Genomic DNA, 15,284 nt, shown 5'->3' on the forward strand with positions numbered 1-15,284 from the left:
TGATGGCGACCGCTGCCCCCGTTTTCGCGCAGGAAGCACCGGAAAATGTGCGCGATCGCGAACCGGACGTGCAGAACATCGCCACTACCCCGATCCGGGACCTGAACCTGACCCGCGACCCGATCCCCCAGGTGCTCCTCAGGGCGAGCGAAGCGGCCTACGATACTGTAGGGCTGGCGCGGTGCGAAGATATTGGCATGGCCATTGCCGAGCTGGACGCCGTACTGGGGCCGGACATCGATATCGCGGCCGAAGATCGCGACCGGCTGTCATTCGGGCGAATCGCCAAGAGTGCAGTGGGTTCGCTCATCCCTTTCCGCGGCATCGTGCGCGAGATTTCGGGAGCAGCCGACAACGAACGGGCGTTTGAGGCGGCGATCTATGCCGGATCGGTCAGGCGCGGATTTCTGAAGGGGCTGGGCCAGCAGCGTGACTGCGCCTATCCGGCCCGGCCGGCCTTCGCCAGGGTGCAGGTTACCAAGGCGGATCGGATCGACACCGCGGAAGAACGCAGGCCCGCCGACAACAAGCCCGCCGACAACAAGGAAGAGCGCGCCGCGGACGGCACGCTCTTCATGTCCGAACCGGTGGTTCAACCGGTCGGGGACTAATCGCCCGGCTACTCCGGTGCGGACATTTTCGCGATCTGATCGTCGAGCGCCTTGAGTACTTCGGCGCGCACTTCTCCGGTAAGGTTCTGGTCACGGGCAAGCGCCTCGCGTGCCTCGCGCAGGCCCGACAAGGCAGAGGCAGAGGCGGTCACGTTGGTCCGGCACAGGACCATGACCTTTCTGCCATCCTTTTCCTGCCAGCCGCCTTGGCCGGCGGCATCCTTGCAGTCCACATCGATGCGGCTCATTTCCTCGCCCACCGAACGGCGCATCTCGATCATCGCAATGCGCCGGTCCTTTCGGGCTTCGGCAAGGTCGCCTTCCATTTTCAGCATCTTGCCATCGAGCTCTGCGTGCAGTCGGGCTCGCTCCTCTTCGCTCAGGCCCTTGCCATCAAGGATGATGATCCGACGGTTCTCGTCAAGGGAGACGCCGGGTGCGCGCTGGCTGTCGCTCTCGCCATCCTTGCGCTTGATGACAATGACCTTGCGCTCGACTCGCTCGCTGTCTTCGGGTGCCTCCGCCGCGATCTCGCCCCCAGCCTGCAACAACAGCGGGGCCGCCGGCGCGTCGGACGCAACCGGCGCTGCAGGGACAAGTTCGACAAGCGGCGCAGCGGGAGCCTGATTGCCTTCGGCATAGCTGATCGAGGCCGTCAGCGGCAGAGCCAGCAGCCCCCCGGCCAGAAGCAGGCGACCCAGCAGGCGACGGCGCGGGGAAATATCGGTCATGGTCAGGCTCCTCAAACGTTGAATGATGCTTTTCTCGCCCAGCACCGGGCACGCCATCGGCGCGGCAAGGGCAATGTTTGGTCCGGCGGCAAGACCGGCGATCAGGGTGGCATAGGCCGCGCGCTCCGCGCGTTCGCAATGCTCGACCACCCGGGCATCGCAGGCTGCCTCCTGGTCGCGGCGCATCGCTGCCCATCCTGTCCAGCCGAGCGGGTTGAACCAGTGCAGCGCGAACAGCGGCTGCACAGCGAAGTTGGCCAGCAGATCGCGGCCGCGATGGTGCGCCAGTTCATGCGCCAGCGCGAGATCGCGAGCCGTGCGGTCCGGCCATGCCATGAAGCCCGGCGGAAGTGCGATGACCTTGTCGATCACGCCGAAGGCCACAGGTGAGGTGGCGACCGGGGTTTCCACCAGCCTTATGGCGCCGGACTGGCCAACCGGCCGGGCATCAGCCAGCAGGACCCTCCGCATCCGCGCATAGAGCACAAACCGGCGAAACAGGAACAGCCCCGCCCCGCCCAGCCACAATGCCAGCAGCAGCGCGCTCCAGTCGACCGGCTCGGCCGCCACCGGCACAGATAACGCCAATGCGGTGACGTCGCCAGTCAGCACGAAGATTGTTTCCGGCGGTTGCGGTGCAGGAGCCAGCATCGCTGGCAGCTCGATCGGTGGCAGCACCATCCGCGCGAACGGCAACAGCCACAGCGCATAGGCTGCCCGGGCCCCGAGCCGGGCCGCGACCGGTCGACGCAAGACCAGCACCAGTGCGATCAGCACGCCGGTCCACACCAGCGTGTCGGTAAGCCAGCCCGTCATGGCTTCAACTCCCTGAGCAAGGCCTCGATCTCGGCGATGTCCTGCGGCGTCAGAGCCTCCGCTTCGGCGAGGTGGGCGAAAAGCGGCGCCGCCCGTCCGCCGAAAAGCCGGTCAACCAGCCGCTGCGATTCCTCGCCGACATAATCGGCCCGCTCAAGCAGCGGCGAATAGAGGAAACGCCGACCGTCAGGCCGGGTCTCGATCGCACCTTTCTGAACCAGCCGCGAGAGCAGCGTCTTGACCGTAGGCAAGCTCCAGTCCCGCTCGCGGCAGACCTGCTCGCACACTTCGGTCGCCGTCTGGGGGCTGCGTTCCCACAGCGCCTCCATCACGGCATGTTCCGCTTCGCTGATCCGTTCCGCCAAGACGCCCTCCCGACACTTCAATTACGTGTGTAAGCGTATCGATTACGTCTGTAAACCTGAAGCCTGCATGAATGGATTGGTTCGCGCTCGCGGGGCTGTTAGAGCCGCCGGATGCGCCTGTCCGACTGCCACAACATCGCCGATCTCCGCATCCTCGCCAAGCGGCGCCTGCCGTGGCCGGTGTTCGACTATATCGACGGCGCTGCCGATGATGAACTCACCAGGCGCCGAAATACCGCCGCGTTCGATGATGTGGACCTCGTCCCCAACGTGCTCGCCGGGGTCGAACAGATCGATACCCGCTGTACGATCATGGGACGGCAAAGCGCCCTGCCCCTTGTCCTCAGCCCCACCGCGCTCCAGCGCGTGTTCCACTGGCAGGGTGAGCGCGCGGTGGCCCGTGCGGCAGAGAAGTTCGGCCTGTGGTTCGGCATCTCCAGCCTGGCGACCGTCAGCATCGAGGAGATCGCGGCACTAACCAGCGGACCGAAGATGTTCCAGCTCTACGTCCATAAGGACAAGGGGCTCAACACCTCGATGATCGAGCGGTGCAAGGCGAGCGGGTTTGACGCCATCGCACTCACCGTCGACACCATCGTTTCGGGCAAGCGGGAACGGTGCCAGCGGTCCGGCTTCACCACCCCGCCCAGGTTCACCCCGCGCGCCGTCTGGTCCTATGCCACCCGCCCGCGCTGGGCGCTCGACTACATGTTCCACGAGAAGTTCCGCCTGCCCAACCTCGATAGCCACGTCAGCGAAGGCACCGGCAAGGCGGTGAGTATCGCGGAGTATTTCAACACCATGCTCGATACCAGCATGGACTGGGATACCGCGGCGCGTATCCGGCAGGACTGGGGCGGAACCTTCTGCCTCAAGGGCGTGATGAGCGTGGCCGACGCCCGCCGTGCCGTGGAGATCGGCGCGAATGCGATCATGGTCTCCAACCACGGCGGGCGCCAGCTCGATGGCAGCCGCGCCCCGTTCGACCAGCTCGAGGAGATCATCGACGCGGTTGGCGGGCAGATCGAGGTGATCTGCGACGGCGGCGTCCGACGCGGCACCCACGTGCTCAAGGCGCTCGCTACCGGAGCCACTGCGGCATCGGGCGGGCGGCTCTATCTCTACGCCCTCGCCGCAGCCGGGCAGGACGGGGTGGAGCGCGCGCTGACCCTGCTGAAGGACGAGATCGAACGCGGAATGCGGTTGATGGGGGTGACCGAAGTCCGCCAGTTGAACCGCGAAATGCTGCGCCGCCGCTCGCAATGACGGGATAAGCGAGTAGACTTGCACCCATGCTCCGCCGAATCATCCTCGTAATCGCCGCCTTCCTGACCGCTCCCCTTGCCGCGCAGGAAACTCCACCGCCGCGCACCGACCTGGTCGCGCTGGAAACAACCCTCGGCACGATTACCGTGCGGATCGAAACCGAACGCGCGCCGATCACCGCGGCCAACTTCCTGCGCTATGTCGATGAGAAGCGGTTTGACGGAATCGTGTTTTACCGCGCCATGCACCTTGACCGGGAGCCCAAGCCAAATGGCCTGATTCAGGGCGGCACCCAGTGGGATCCCAAACGCATTCTGCCCGGCATCCCGCATGAGCCGACCTCGGTCACCGGCCTCAGCCACACCAACGGCGCGCTGTCGATGGCGATGGAAGAGCCGGGCACTGCCAACGGCGACTTCTCGATCATGGTGCAGGACCAGACCGGCCTTGATGCCGACCCTGCCTCGGACGATCCCGTCTGGCGCAACGGTTATGCCGTGTTCGGATATGTCGTCGAGGGAATGGACGTGGTCCAGGCGATCCACGCTCTGCCGCCAGATCCCGACAAGGGCGAAGGCTGGCTGAAAGGGCAAATGCTGGCCCAGCCGGTCAAGGTGCTGCGGGCCAGGCGAATCCTGCCGAACTAGTCTAAAACCCGCGCGTCCGGGGTGGCGGAACGTCGCCTGAGCCACTATGGGGCCGCCATGCGTATCGCCATAGCCTCAGACCATGCTGCCATCGCCCTCAAGGCTGAACTGCGCGACTGGTTGATCGAGCACGGTCACGAAGTGGCCGACCTTGGGCCGGACAGTGCTGAAAGCGTCGATTATCCGGACTACGGCTACACCCTCGCTTCGGTGATTGCAGACGGCACGGCGACGCGCGGCATTGCCCTGTGCGGCAGCGGGATCGGCATTTCCATTGCGGTGAATCGCAACCCGGCAGTGCGCTGCGCGCTGGTGTCCGAACCGCTTTCGGCGGCTCTTGCCCGCGAACACAACGACGCCAATGTCCTTGCCATGGGCGCGCGCCTGACTGGGATCGACATGGCCAAGGCCTGCGTCACCGCCTTCCTCGAGACACCGTTTGCCGGAGGCCGGCACCAGCGCCGCGTCGACAAGCTTTCCACCCCCAGCTGCTGAGGCATTTTCCGATGACCACCGCTGAAATGAGCACCGCCGACCTGATGACCCGCTTCTGGCAGGATGACCTCGCCACGGCCGATCCGGAAATTGCCGCTGCGGTGCAGAACGAACTCAAACGCCAGCAGAACAAGATCGAGCTGATCGCGAGCGAAAACATCGCCAGCCGCGCGGTGCTTGAAGCGACCGGCAGCGTGTTTACCAACAAGTATGCCGAAGGTTATCCCGGCAAGCGTTACTACGGCGGATGCGAATATGCCGACGTGGTCGAAACGCTGGCCATCGAGCGGGCGAAGGAGCTGTTCGGCTGCAACTTTGCCAACGTCCAGCCCAACAGCGGTAGCCAGATGAACCAGGCGGTGTTCCTCGCCCTGCTCAATCCGGGCGACACGTTCATGGGGCTGGATCTCAATTCGGGTGGCCACCTGACCCACGGATCGCCGGTCAACATGAGCGGCAAGTGGTTCAACCCCGTCGCCTATGGCGTGCGCAAGGACGACGAGCAGATCGACATGGATCAGGTCGCTGCCACCGCCCGCGAGCACAAGCCGAAGCTGATCATCTGCGGCGGCACCGCCTATTCGCGCACCTGGGACTTCAAGCGGTTCCGCGAAATCGCCGACGAAGTCGGTGCCTACCTGCTGTGCGACATGAGCCACATCTCGGGGCTGGTGGCTGGGGGCGCGCACCCCTCGCCCTTCCCCCATGCCCACATCGTCACCAGCACGACCCACAAGTCCCTGCGGGGGCCACGCTCGGGCGTGATCCTGTGGAACGACGAGGCGCTGACCAAGCCGCTCAACATGGCGGTCTTCCCCGGCTTGCAGGGCGGCCCGCTGATGCATGTGGTCGCGGCCAAGGCAGTTGCCTTCCGCGAGGCGCTGCGCCCCGAATTCAAGGCCTATGCCCGCGCCGTGGTCGAGAATGCGCGCGCACTTGCCGCCAGCCTCGAAGAGCATGGCCTTCGGATCGTCTCGGGCGGGACTGACAACCACTCGATGCTGGTCGATCTCACGGCAAAGAACGTGACCGGCAAGGACGCCGAAAAGGGCCTCGACCGGGCCTGGCTGACCTGCAACAAGAACGGCATCCCCTACGACACGCGCAGCCCGTTCGTGACCAGCGGCGTGCGGCTCGGCACCCCGGCGGGCACGACCCGCGGGTTCGGGGTCGAGGAGTTCCGCGAAGTCGGCAAGCTGATCGCTGAGGTGGTTGACGGCCTCGCCAAGAATGGCCCCGAAGGCGATGCCCAGGTGGAGGAAAGCGTTCGCGGCCGGGTCGAGGCACTCTGCACCCGCTTCCCCGTCTATCCGGGACGATAAATGCGCTGCCCGTTCTGTGCCCATGACGACAGCCAGGTAAAGGACAGCCGCCCGACCGAGGACAACACCTCGATCCGGCGGCGGCGGCAGTGCGACAGCTGCGGCGCACGCTTCACCACATTTGAACGGGTGCAATTGCGCGAAGTGGTGGTGGTCAAGAGCGGCGCCGAGGAAAACGAAGGGCGCCGCGAGGCATTCGACCGGCGCAAACTGGAACAATCGGTCGCCCTCGCCTGCCGCAAGCGCGGGGTGGCGCAGGAACGGATCGACCAGCTCGTCTCCGGCATCCAGCGCCAGCTCGAAGTGTCCGGCGAGAGCGAAGTGCCGTCTTCCCGCATCGGCGAGCTGGTGATGGAAGGGCTGCGCCAGATCGACAGCGTCGCCTACATCCGCTTCGCCAGCGTCTATCGCGATTTCAGCGAGGCAAAGGATTTCGAGGAATTCGCCAGCACTGTGCAGGAAGCAGCGGGCAAAGGTTGATGTCAGCGTGAACGCGCCCGTGATCGTCCTCGTCCGCCCGCAGCTGGGCGAGAATATCGGCAAGGCGGCGCGGGCCATGCTCAATTTCGGATTGACCGAAATGCGGCTGGTCTCACCGCGCGATGGCTGGCCCAACCCATCAGCCGGGCCGGCCGCGGCGGGTGCAGATGCGGTGCTGGCCCAGGCAAAGGTCTATGAGACCACGGCCGAGGCCGTGGCCGACTGCGCCCATGTCTATGCCACAACCGTGCGCAAGCGCGGCGTGACCAAGCCCGTCGTGACCCCAGAGTTAGCTGCGCAGCAAATCCACGCGCAGCCAGGGCGCAATGCCATTCTATTCGGGGCCGAACGCTCCGGGTTGGAAACCGAGGATGTCGCTCTCGCCCGCACCATCGTGACCGTGCCGATCAACCCGGACTTCGGCTCGCTCAACCTAGCCCAGGCGGTCGTCCTGTGTGCCTATGAATGGTCCAAATCACTGGATCTGGCTTCACCGCCGGAAGAGGAAATTCTGCCGCCGGCACCGCAGGAAGAGCTGGAAGGCCTGATCGCCCACTTCGAAGCCTTGCTGGAGCCGCGCGGCTATTTCCTCCCCGAAGGAAGGGCCGAAGCGACCCGCCGCACCTTGCGCGGGGTGCTGACCAAGCCGGGCTGGAACCACTTCGAAGTCCGCACCCTGCGCGGGGTGCTGACGACGCTGGGGCGCAGCGTCAGGTCCTGATCCGGTCCCACTCGACCAGTTCATAGGCAATCGAAGCCTCGACCAGCTGCTCCCAGATGGCTGCCAGTGCATCCGCAGGAAGGCCCCGCACGGCGGCATCGGCGCGGGCATTTCCGATAACCTGTGCTTTACGCGCCTCATCGCGAACCACGCCGCGATCGGCTTTGATCCGGGCGGCGGCGCGCATGTAGCCGAACCTGCGGTCGAGCAGGTCCATCAGTGCGCGATCGGTTGCATCGACCCCGGCCCGCACTTCGGCCATGGTCGCGCAGTCCTCGGGGGCTTTCGACTGTTCGTTCATGGTCGCGCGCCCTGCCCCGCGCACGGCCATTTGTCGAGTGCCGGATTGGCTTGCCCCCCAACCACCTTGACGGGGGCGGCAATCCTGCTAGGGCGCGCGCTCGCAATTGGCCCCGCACCCCGGTGAAGCGGTGGCCGCGCATGACAGCAAGTCAGGTGGTGCGATGCCGGGTTGAATGGCCAGCTCCAGTTCAAAGTGGATTGGGGGGATGGTTCAGCAAATCGAAGGATGCGACACATGTCGAAGCGCAAAAGCGCCAAGTACAAACTCGACCGCCGGATGGGAGAAAACATCTGGGGTCGTCCCAATTCTCCGGTTAACAAGCGTTCCTATGGCCCCGGCCAGCATGGCCAGCGCCGCAAGGGCAAGGTCAGCGACTTCGGCCTGCAGTTGCGCGCCAAGCAGAAGCTCAAGGGCTACTACGGCGATGTGACCGAGAAGCAGTTCAAGCGCACCTACCAGGAAGCGTCGCGGATGAAGGGCGATACTTCGCAGAACCTGATCGGCCTGCTCGAGCGCCGCCTTGACATGGTGGTCTACCGCGCCAAGTTCGCACCGACCATTTTCGCTGCGCGCCAGATCGTCAGCCACGGCCACATCCACGTCAACGGCGTGAAGTGCAACATTGCGAGCCGCCGGATCGACGTGGGCGACGTGATCAGCCTCGGCAAGAAGGCCCAGGAAATGGTGCTGGTGATCGAAGCGCAGAGCCTGCCCGAGCGTGACATTCCCGATTATGTTGCGCCTGACGGCACCGACAAGATCACCTTTACCCGCGTTCCCAAGCTGGACGAGGTGCCTTACCCCGTCACCATGGAACCGAACCTGGTGGTCGAATTCTACTCGCGCTGATCCTGAGGGACAGCGACGAAACAAGAGGGCGGTCCTGCGGGGCCGCCCTTTTTCGTTCAGCAGATATGCGATAACCCTCCTCCGAAAGGGGGGTGCACTATGCGGGTACTGATGATTGACGGACATCCCGACAGAGATCGGTTGTCCGCCCACCTGCTCGATACTTACGCTGCGGCTTTGCCAGCCTCGGTATCGGTGGTGCGGTTCTCACTGGCTGATCTCGTTTTCGATCCGGTTCTCAAGCATGGATACGCAAAGCGGACGGAATGGGAGCCGGACCTGCATCGCTTTGCCGAAGCACTTGACGCCTGTGACCATCTCGTCCTGGCATTCCCGATGTGGTGGGGCGCCGAACCGGCCCTGCTCAAGGGATTGATCGACCGGCTGCTGCTGCCCGGCTTCGCGTTTTCCTATCACGCCGACGACCCCTGGTGGGACAGGCTACTTGCAGGGCGATCTGCCGATGCACTCATCACGATGGACACCCCGCCACTCTTCCTGCGGCTGAGTTACGGCAACGCCGTGATCAAGCGATGGCGCAAGCAGGTGCTGGAATTCTGCGGCTTCCGGCCAGTGCGCATTCTCGCGCTCGGGCCAGTCCGCAAGGGTGCAGCGGAAAAATCACTGCCCGGCTGGGAGGCGCGGATTGCGAAGCTGGCACGATCCATCCGGCCGAAGGAGCCGGGCAAGAAGTCACCGCGGCTCGCGGCATTCCTGGGCCGCAACCCTTAGCCTGTCCCCAGATACCCGCGCCGGAACTCGCTCGCGAACGGAGCGAACCGCCCTGCTGCTATCGCCTCGCGCATCGATTGCATCAGGTGCTGGTAGAACGCGAGGTTGTGCTCGGTCACCAGCATCGCACCAAGGATTTCACCTGATTTCTGCAGGTGATGAAGGTAGGCGCGGCTGTAGCTGGCACAGGTCGGGCACGGGCAGCGCTCATCCAGCGGGCCGGTATCCTCTGCGTGGCGGGCGTTCCTCAGGTTGCGCGGGCCGTTCCAGGTGAAGGCCTGCCCGTTGCGCCCGGAGCGGGTCGGAAGCACACAATCGAACATGTCGATCCCGCGCTCGACCGCGCCGACCAGATCGTCAGGTTTCCCCACCCCCATGAGATAGCGCGGGCGGTCTGTGGGAAGCATATCGGGCGCGAAATCGAGCGTGGCGAACATCGCCTCTTGCCCCTCGCCCACGGCGAGGCCGCCGACGGCATAGCCATCGAAGCCGATCTCGCGCAGCTTTTCGGCCGAAATGCGCCGGAGGTCCTCGTCGAGCGCGCCCTGCTGGATGCCGAACAGCGCTGCACCTTCCGCATGTTCGCCGCCTGCATCAAAGCCATCGCGGCTGCGCCGTGCCCAGCGCATCGACAGTTCCATGCTCGCGGCGATTTCGTCACGCGGGCGGTCCGCGCGCGGGCATTCGTCGAAGGCCATGACGATATCGCTGCCGAGCAAGCGCTGGATTTCCATGCTCCGCTCCGGCGTCAGCATGTGTTTCGAGCCGTCGAGATGGCTGCGGAACTCCACCCCCTGCTCGGTCAGCTTGCGCAGGTCGCTGAGGCTCATCACCTGATAGCCGCCGCTGTCGGTCAGGATCGGGCGGTCCCAGTTCATGAACCGGTGGAGGCCGCCGAGCCGCGCCACCCGCTCTGCCCCCGGCCTCAGCATCAGGTGGTAGGTGTTGCCGAGGATGATATCGGCACCGGTCGCGCGCACGCTTTCAGGCTTCATCGCCTTGACCGTCGCCGCAGTGCCGACCGGCATGAACGCGGGCGTGCGGATCTCGCCCCGACGCATCCGGATCAGGCCGGTGCGGGCCTTCCCGTCAGTGGCATGGAGTTCGAAAGCAAAGCGCGGGCTGGTCATGGTCCGCGCCCCTAGCGCGTCAGGCCCGCAGCCGCCAGCCGGTGCGGAAAATCACCGCAATGATGGTCGTGCACAGCGCCAGAAAGCCGAGCGTGATGCCCAGCGACACGGCAAAAGACACGTCCGAGCTGCCGTAGAAGGTCCACCGCAATCCGTTGACGAGGTAGACGATCGGATTGGCCAGCGCGAGCATGTCCCACGGCTTGGGCAGCATCTCGATTGAATAGAACGTTCCGCCGAGGAAGGTCAGCGGCGTGAGGATCAGCATGGGAATTATGCCCAGCTTCTCGAAATTGTCCGCCCAGATACCGAGAATGAACCCGAACAGGCTGAAGGCGGCGGCAACCAGCATGATGTAGAGCACCGCCCACAGGGGGTGGGCGATGGTGTAGTCGACGAACAGCGTTGCCGTGGCGAGGATGATCGCGGCGAGGATCAGGCTCTTTGTGGCGGCGGCCCCGACGAAACCGACCAGGGTTTCAGCCACACCGACCGGCGCGCTGAGCAGTTCGTAAATCGTGCCGGTGAACCGCGGCATATAGATCCCGAAGCTCGAATTGCTGGTGGTTTCCCCCAGCAGGGTCAGCATCAGCAGGCCGGGGATGATGAAGGCGGCATACTCGACCCCGCCAAGGTCCGGCATCCGTCCGCCAATCGCCGCTCCGAAAACGATGAAATAGAGCGAGGTCGTCAGCACCGGCGAGAGGATCGACTGGAATGCCGTGCGCAGGAACCGCAGCAGCTCGCGCTGGTAGATCGCCCAGGTGCCGCGCCAGTTGAAGCTCATGCCGCCTGCCCCTCTGACAGAAGGCCGACGAAAATGTCCTCCAGCGAAGATTCGTGGATGTCGATCCCGGCAAAGTCGATCCCGGCCGCCACCAGCGCCTTGACCAGCGCGGCTATCTCCGCCTTGCCCTTGCCGGTCCCGTCCCCACCGCGATAGCACAATCGGTGGCCATCCTGCTCCAGATGGACCGGGAACCCCTGCAAGGCCTCGGGAAGCGAAGCGAGTGGCTGAACCAGATCGATGATCGCTTCAGTCCGCCCGAGTCGGGCCATCATGGCCGCCTTGTCGTCCACCATCAGGATCCGGCCGCCGCGAATGATTCCCACGCGGTCCGCCATTTCTTCGGCTTCCTCGATGTAGTGGGTGGTGAGCACGATGGTCACCCCGCGCGCGCGCATGGCATCGATCTGGCGCCACATGTCGCGCCGCAGTTCTACGTCGACGCCGGCGGTCGGCTCGTCGAGGAACAGCAGGTCAGGCTCGTGCGCCATAGCCTTGGCAATCAGCACCCGCCGCTTCATCCCGCCTGACAGCGCCATGATCCGCTCGTCACGCTTGTCCCACAGGCTGAGCGAGCGGAGGATTTCTTCGATCCGGGCCTTATCGGGCGGCAGGCCGAACAGCCCGCGCGAATAGCTAACCGCGCGGATGACCGGCTCGAACATATCAGTGGCGAGTTCCTGCGGTACCAGCCCGATCCGGGCCCGCGCGCGGCGCCAGTCGGTCGCGAGGTCATGCCCGAAGGCGCGCATCGTTCCGGCCGTGGGCCGCACCAAGCCGCAGACCGCACCGATCAGCGTGGTCTTGCCCGCACCGTTGGGGCCGAGCAGCGCGAAGATTTCGCCCTTGTGGACAGTCAGGTCGACCGAATCGAGCGCCTTCAACCCACCCGGGTAGGTCTTGCTGAGCCCTTCGAGTTCGAGAATCGCATCCACCTGCCTCAGCTAGCGGCAATCCAGTTGCCGTGGAACCCCGGCGGAACGAGATGGGGGATAGCGACTGAGGCAACCGGGCCCAGCGTCATGGCATCAAGGATTTCCAGCACGCTGGTGCGGGCGTTGCGGTCGATCACATAGCCCATAACCCAGCCATCGCCTTCAGGGGCACTTTCGTTGCGCGGGACGAAGACGAACTCGCCAGGAATGCGGCCCTCGCCGAAATCATGCGCGATCCGCTCGCCGGTTACGAGGTCGTGGCGATAAAGCGGCATCGGCGCGACGAATTCCAGATCCCCATCCTCCGGGAGGCCCATCGACCAGAGGTAGCGATAGGGCTTGGTGAAGTAGCGTTCGTCCGGACGCGGGAACTCCTGCCCGGCCCGGTCCAGCGTCATCCGGGAAACCGTGCCGGTTTGTGGGTCGATGGTCCACCGCTCGAGCCCAAGGGGGCGGCCGTAGGGCCCCGGCATATCGCCATCGAAAATCGTCTCGTAAGCGCACAGGTCGATCACGACCCGGCCAGAATCATCCTCGAAGCTGTTGCCAACGTGGAAAACGTAGCAGGGATCAACCTCGCACCAGATCGGCTCACCGCCCTGGCGCGGCACCAGCCCGACGCGTGCCTTGTGGTCCGCGTTCCAGCGGTATGGGAACTGGTAACCGTTGATCACCGCCTTAATCGAGAAGGTCACCGGCAGATCCAGCACCACCGCGTAGTTTGCGGTCAGCGCGCAGTCATGAATCGAGGGGCCGTTGACCACTGTGACAGGCGTTTCCCGCAGGACCTTGCCCGCACGATCAAGGACTACGTGGCGGATCGTGTCATGGACCATCCCGTCATAGCAGATCGCATGGAATTCGCCTGTGTCAGGGCACTGGTGCGGATGGGCCGTAAAGCTGCCGGTCAGGCCGCCGCCGAAGTCGGAATAGGCCACCGATTCGAGATTATCGTCCAGTTCGACCGGAAACGATCCGGCCTCGACCAGGGCCATGATCTTGCCGCCCACGCCCAGTACATTGGTGTTGACCGTGTCAGCCCGCCCCCGTCGCGGACCGGGAACGGCCGCCGGACCACCCTTGCCCTCCAGTTCCTGCGAACGGATGTAGCGGTTGCGATACCACTCAGCCTTCCCGGCGCGCAGCCGGACGCCGTGAACCATCCCGTCGCCCAGGAACCAGTGATGGCCCTTGCCGGGATCACGAAACGGGTTCGGACCGATCCGCACATAGCGACCATCCAGTTCAGCGGGGATTGTACCAGTCACCGTCAAAGCGTCGAGCGTCAATTCGTCGGCCATCGGTGTGTGGACGCCGTTGACGAAGGGATTGCGGTCGGCCCCATCGAGCCGGGTGCGGTTCATTCCTGCAACGGCCATGATGGCCGGGGTAACCGCCTTGCGGATGGTTCTCTCGATGACACTTGCCATGACCGACTCGCCTTCCCTATAAAGTGAACGACGTTAACATAGCCGCAAAGATAACAGTGTCAACATCGCCTGAAACCTACCACCACGGCGCCCTGCGCGAAGCCCTGATCGAGGCGGGACTGGCTGCGCTTGAGAAGGATGCTGGGGACGTCGACATCTCGCTGCGGGCGCTGGCCCGCTCGGTCGGCGTCTCGCCAACCGCAGTCTATCGCCACTTTCCCAACAAGAGCGCCCTGCTTGCTGCCCTCGCCGCCGAAGGGCTGGACCGGCTTGCATCTGCGCAACAGAGGGCGGCCGAAGAAGCTGGCGGCGGCGCGGCCGGTTTCAGTGCCTCTGGGCGGACCTACGTCCGCTTTGCCCTGGCCCATCCCGCCCTGTTCCGTCTGATGTTCTCGCATGGAGTCCCGGAAAGTCACGCCGGTCACAAGGAAGACCGCGCCTGGCTGCTGCTGGTACAGATGACTCGGAGCCTCACACCCGATGAAGACAGTGCGGAACGCATGGCCCTGCAAGCCTGGGCGATCGCCCACGGCATCGCCATGCTCATGCTCGATGGACGATTTCCTGCCGATGACGCCCTGATTGACCGGCTACTCGACACCGAGGGGCTGTTTCTCCGCTGATCGGATCAGGGAATCAGCAGACTGGAATCCCCGTAGCTGTAGAAGCGATATCCATCGCGGATAGCGTGGGCATAGGCCGCCATCATCCGCTCGCGGCCCATCAGCGCACTGACAAGCATCATCAATGTTGATTTCGGCAGGTGGAAATTGGTCATCAGTCCGTCGACCGCGCGGAAGCTGTAACCGGGCGTGATGAAGATGTCGGTGTCGCCCGCGAACGGGCGGATGACGCCGTCCTCTCCGGTCGCGCTTTCAAGCAGGCGCAGGCTGGTGGTGCCAACCGCGATCACCCGGCCACCTGCCGCGCGCGCTGCGTTGAGGCGATCAGCGGTGGCAGCCTCGATCCGGCCCCACTCGCTGTGCATCTGGTGGTCGGCCGTGTCCTGCGCCTTCACGGGAAGGAACGTACCTGCGCCAACATGCAGGGTGAGCGTCTCGCGTCTGAACCCGCGCGCATCGAGGGCCGCCAACAGCCCGGGTGTAAAATGAAGCGCGGCCGTAGGCGCAGCAACCGCCCCATCCTCGCGCGCGAACATGGTCTGGTAATCCTCGCGATCACGCTCGTCGATCGCGCGCTTCCCCGCGATATAGGGCGGCAGCGGAACCTGCCCTGCCCTTTCCAGCAGCACCTCCACCGGCTCGTCGCCCTCAAACCGAAGGGTGAAGCTGCCATCAGCGAGCCGAGCCTCGGCAATCGCGCAAACTCCGGCAGGAAATTCGATCCTGTCCCCTTCGCGCAGGCGCTTGGCATTGCGGATGAAGGCCTGCCAGCGGCGCAGGTCGAGCCGCTTGTGCAGCGTTGCGCCAATCCTGGCCTCTCCCCGCAGCCCCTCCAGTTGCGCCGGGATCACGCGGGTATCGTTGAACACCAGCACGTCGCCCGGCTGTAGCAGGTCGGGCAGGTCACGCACGGTTCGATCAGTGAACGGTCCGTCTGCGGTGACATGGAGCAACCGCGCGGCATCGCGCGGCACGGCCGGCCTCAGGGCGATCAGCTCCTGCGGCAGGTCGAAGTCGAACAGGTCGACCTTCATGGCTGA

Annotated in this window: 18 protein-coding genes; 10 read left to right on the forward strand and 8 right to left on the reverse strand. The window is 64.7% G+C overall.

Translation table 11 applies throughout. The annotated features are described in order from the left end of the window. The first annotated feature begins 2 nt into the window (after positions 1-2). Positions 3-611, forward strand: a complete 609-nt coding sequence (locus U4960_RS10905) for a hypothetical protein (RefSeq protein WP_324260665.1) — start codon at positions 3-5, stop codon at positions 609-611. Positions 612-619: 8 nt separating this feature from the next. Here the strand turns inward: U4960_RS10905 and U4960_RS10910 are convergent, their stop codons facing one another. Together U4960_RS10910 and U4960_RS10915 are read right to left on the reverse strand one after the other, a co-directional pair. Continuing rightward, a complete protein-coding gene (locus tag U4960_RS10910) occupies positions 620-2,158 on the reverse strand; it encodes a M56 family metallopeptidase (protein ID WP_324260666.1) in 1,539 nt (512 codons plus the stop codon). Next, positions 2,155-2,523 carry a BlaI/MecI/CopY family transcriptional regulator gene (locus U4960_RS10915; RefSeq protein ID WP_324260667.1) on the reverse strand — a complete coding sequence of 123 codons (369 nt, stop codon included), beginning with the start codon at positions 2,521-2,523 and terminating at the stop codon, positions 2,155-2,157. The genes U4960_RS10910 and U4960_RS10915 overlap by 4 nt, the downstream gene beginning before the upstream one ends. 111 nt (positions 2,524-2,634) lie before the next feature. Here U4960_RS10915 and U4960_RS10920 point away from each other — a divergent pair, with 111 nt between their 5' ends. Genes U4960_RS10920 through U4960_RS10945 form a run of 6 tightly spaced genes read left to right on the forward strand, consistent with a single transcriptional unit; the run spans position 2,635 to position 7,454 of the window. Then, complete coding sequence (locus U4960_RS10920) at positions 2,635-3,789, forward strand: alpha-hydroxy acid oxidase (RefSeq protein WP_324260668.1); 1,155 nt, start codon at positions 2,635-2,637, stop codon at positions 3,787-3,789. A 26-nt stretch (positions 3,790-3,815) separates the two neighbouring features. Then, entirely contained in the window at positions 3,816-4,436 is a 621-nt protein-coding gene (locus U4960_RS10925) for a peptidylprolyl isomerase (RefSeq protein ID WP_324260669.1), read from the forward strand. Between the two features lie 57 nt (positions 4,437-4,493). Next, entirely contained in the window at positions 4,494-4,931 is a 438-nt protein-coding gene (rpiB, locus tag U4960_RS10930; protein WP_324260670.1) for a ribose 5-phosphate isomerase B, read from the forward strand. 11 nt (positions 4,932-4,942) lie between these two features. Beyond that, positions 4,943-6,253 (forward strand): serine hydroxymethyltransferase, encoded by a 1,311-nt coding sequence (glyA, locus tag U4960_RS10935; protein WP_324260671.1) that lies wholly within the window; start codon positions 4,943-4,945, stop codon positions 6,251-6,253. After that, entirely contained in the window at positions 6,254-6,733 is a 480-nt protein-coding gene (gene nrdR, locus U4960_RS10940) for a transcriptional regulator NrdR (RefSeq protein ID WP_324260672.1), read from the forward strand. A gap of 7 nt (positions 6,734-6,740) precedes the next feature. Next, positions 6,741-7,454, forward strand: a complete 714-nt coding sequence (locus U4960_RS10945) for an RNA methyltransferase (RefSeq protein ID WP_324260673.1) — start codon at positions 6,741-6,743, stop codon at positions 7,452-7,454. On the opposite strand, the gene U4960_RS10950 is transcribed toward U4960_RS10945, so the two are convergent. After that, positions 7,444-7,755 (reverse strand): chorismate mutase, encoded by a 312-nt coding sequence (locus U4960_RS10950; protein WP_324260674.1) that lies wholly within the window; start codon positions 7,753-7,755, stop codon positions 7,444-7,446. The genes U4960_RS10945 and U4960_RS10950 overlap by 11 nt on opposite strands. A 237-nt stretch (positions 7,756-7,992) precedes the next feature. On the opposite strand from U4960_RS10950, the gene rpsD reads away from it, so the two are divergent. Continuing rightward, on the forward strand, positions 7,993-8,607 hold the full coding sequence (rpsD, locus tag U4960_RS10955; protein WP_324260675.1) for a 30S ribosomal protein S4: 615 nt from the start codon (positions 7,993-7,995) through the stop codon (positions 8,605-8,607). A 99-nt stretch (positions 8,608-8,706) separates the two neighbouring features. Next, entirely contained in the window at positions 8,707-9,339 is a 633-nt protein-coding gene (locus tag U4960_RS10960) for an NAD(P)H-dependent oxidoreductase (RefSeq protein ID WP_324260676.1), read from the forward strand. Here U4960_RS10960 and tgt read toward each other — a convergent pair. Genes tgt through U4960_RS10980 form a run of 4 tightly spaced genes read right to left on the reverse strand, consistent with a single transcriptional unit; the run spans position 9,336 to position 13,621 of the window. Then, on the reverse strand, positions 9,336-10,469 hold the full coding sequence (gene tgt, locus U4960_RS10965) for a tRNA guanosine(34) transglycosylase Tgt (protein WP_324260677.1): 1,134 nt from the start codon (positions 10,467-10,469) through the stop codon (positions 9,336-9,338). The two genes, U4960_RS10960 and tgt, sit on opposite strands and share 4 nt — an antisense overlap. A 19-nt stretch (positions 10,470-10,488) precedes the next feature. Beyond that, positions 10,489-11,256, reverse strand: a complete 768-nt coding sequence (locus tag U4960_RS10970; RefSeq protein WP_324260678.1) for an ABC transporter permease — start codon at positions 11,254-11,256, stop codon at positions 10,489-10,491. Beyond that, complete coding sequence (locus U4960_RS10975) at positions 11,253-12,191, reverse strand: ABC transporter ATP-binding protein (RefSeq protein ID WP_324260679.1); 939 nt, start codon at positions 12,189-12,191, stop codon at positions 11,253-11,255. Before U4960_RS10975 ends, U4960_RS10970 begins: the two co-directional genes overlap by 4 nt. Positions 12,192-12,196: 5 nt before the next feature. After that, on the reverse strand, positions 12,197-13,621 hold the full coding sequence (locus tag U4960_RS10980; protein ID WP_324260680.1) for a carotenoid oxygenase family protein: 1,425 nt from the start codon (positions 13,619-13,621) through the stop codon (positions 12,197-12,199). 56 nt (positions 13,622-13,677) lie between these two features. Here U4960_RS10980 and U4960_RS10985 point away from each other — a divergent pair, with 56 nt between their 5' ends. Next, positions 13,678-14,244 carry a TetR/AcrR family transcriptional regulator gene (locus U4960_RS10985; RefSeq protein ID WP_324260681.1) on the forward strand — a complete coding sequence of 189 codons (567 nt, stop codon included), beginning with the start codon at positions 13,678-13,680 and terminating at the stop codon, positions 14,242-14,244. Positions 14,245-14,249: 5 nt separating this feature from the next. Here the strand turns inward: U4960_RS10985 and queA are convergent, their stop codons facing one another. After that, on the reverse strand, positions 14,250-15,278 hold the full coding sequence (gene queA, locus U4960_RS10990; protein WP_324260682.1) for a tRNA preQ1(34) S-adenosylmethionine ribosyltransferase-isomerase QueA: 1,029 nt from the start codon (positions 15,276-15,278) through the stop codon (positions 14,250-14,252). Positions 15,279-15,284 lie beyond the last annotated feature (6 nt).

The sequence above is a fragment of the Altererythrobacter sp. H2 genome (assembly GCF_035319885.1).
In the GTDB taxonomy this organism is placed as follows: domain Bacteria; phylum Pseudomonadota; class Alphaproteobacteria; order Sphingomonadales; family Sphingomonadaceae; genus 34-65-8.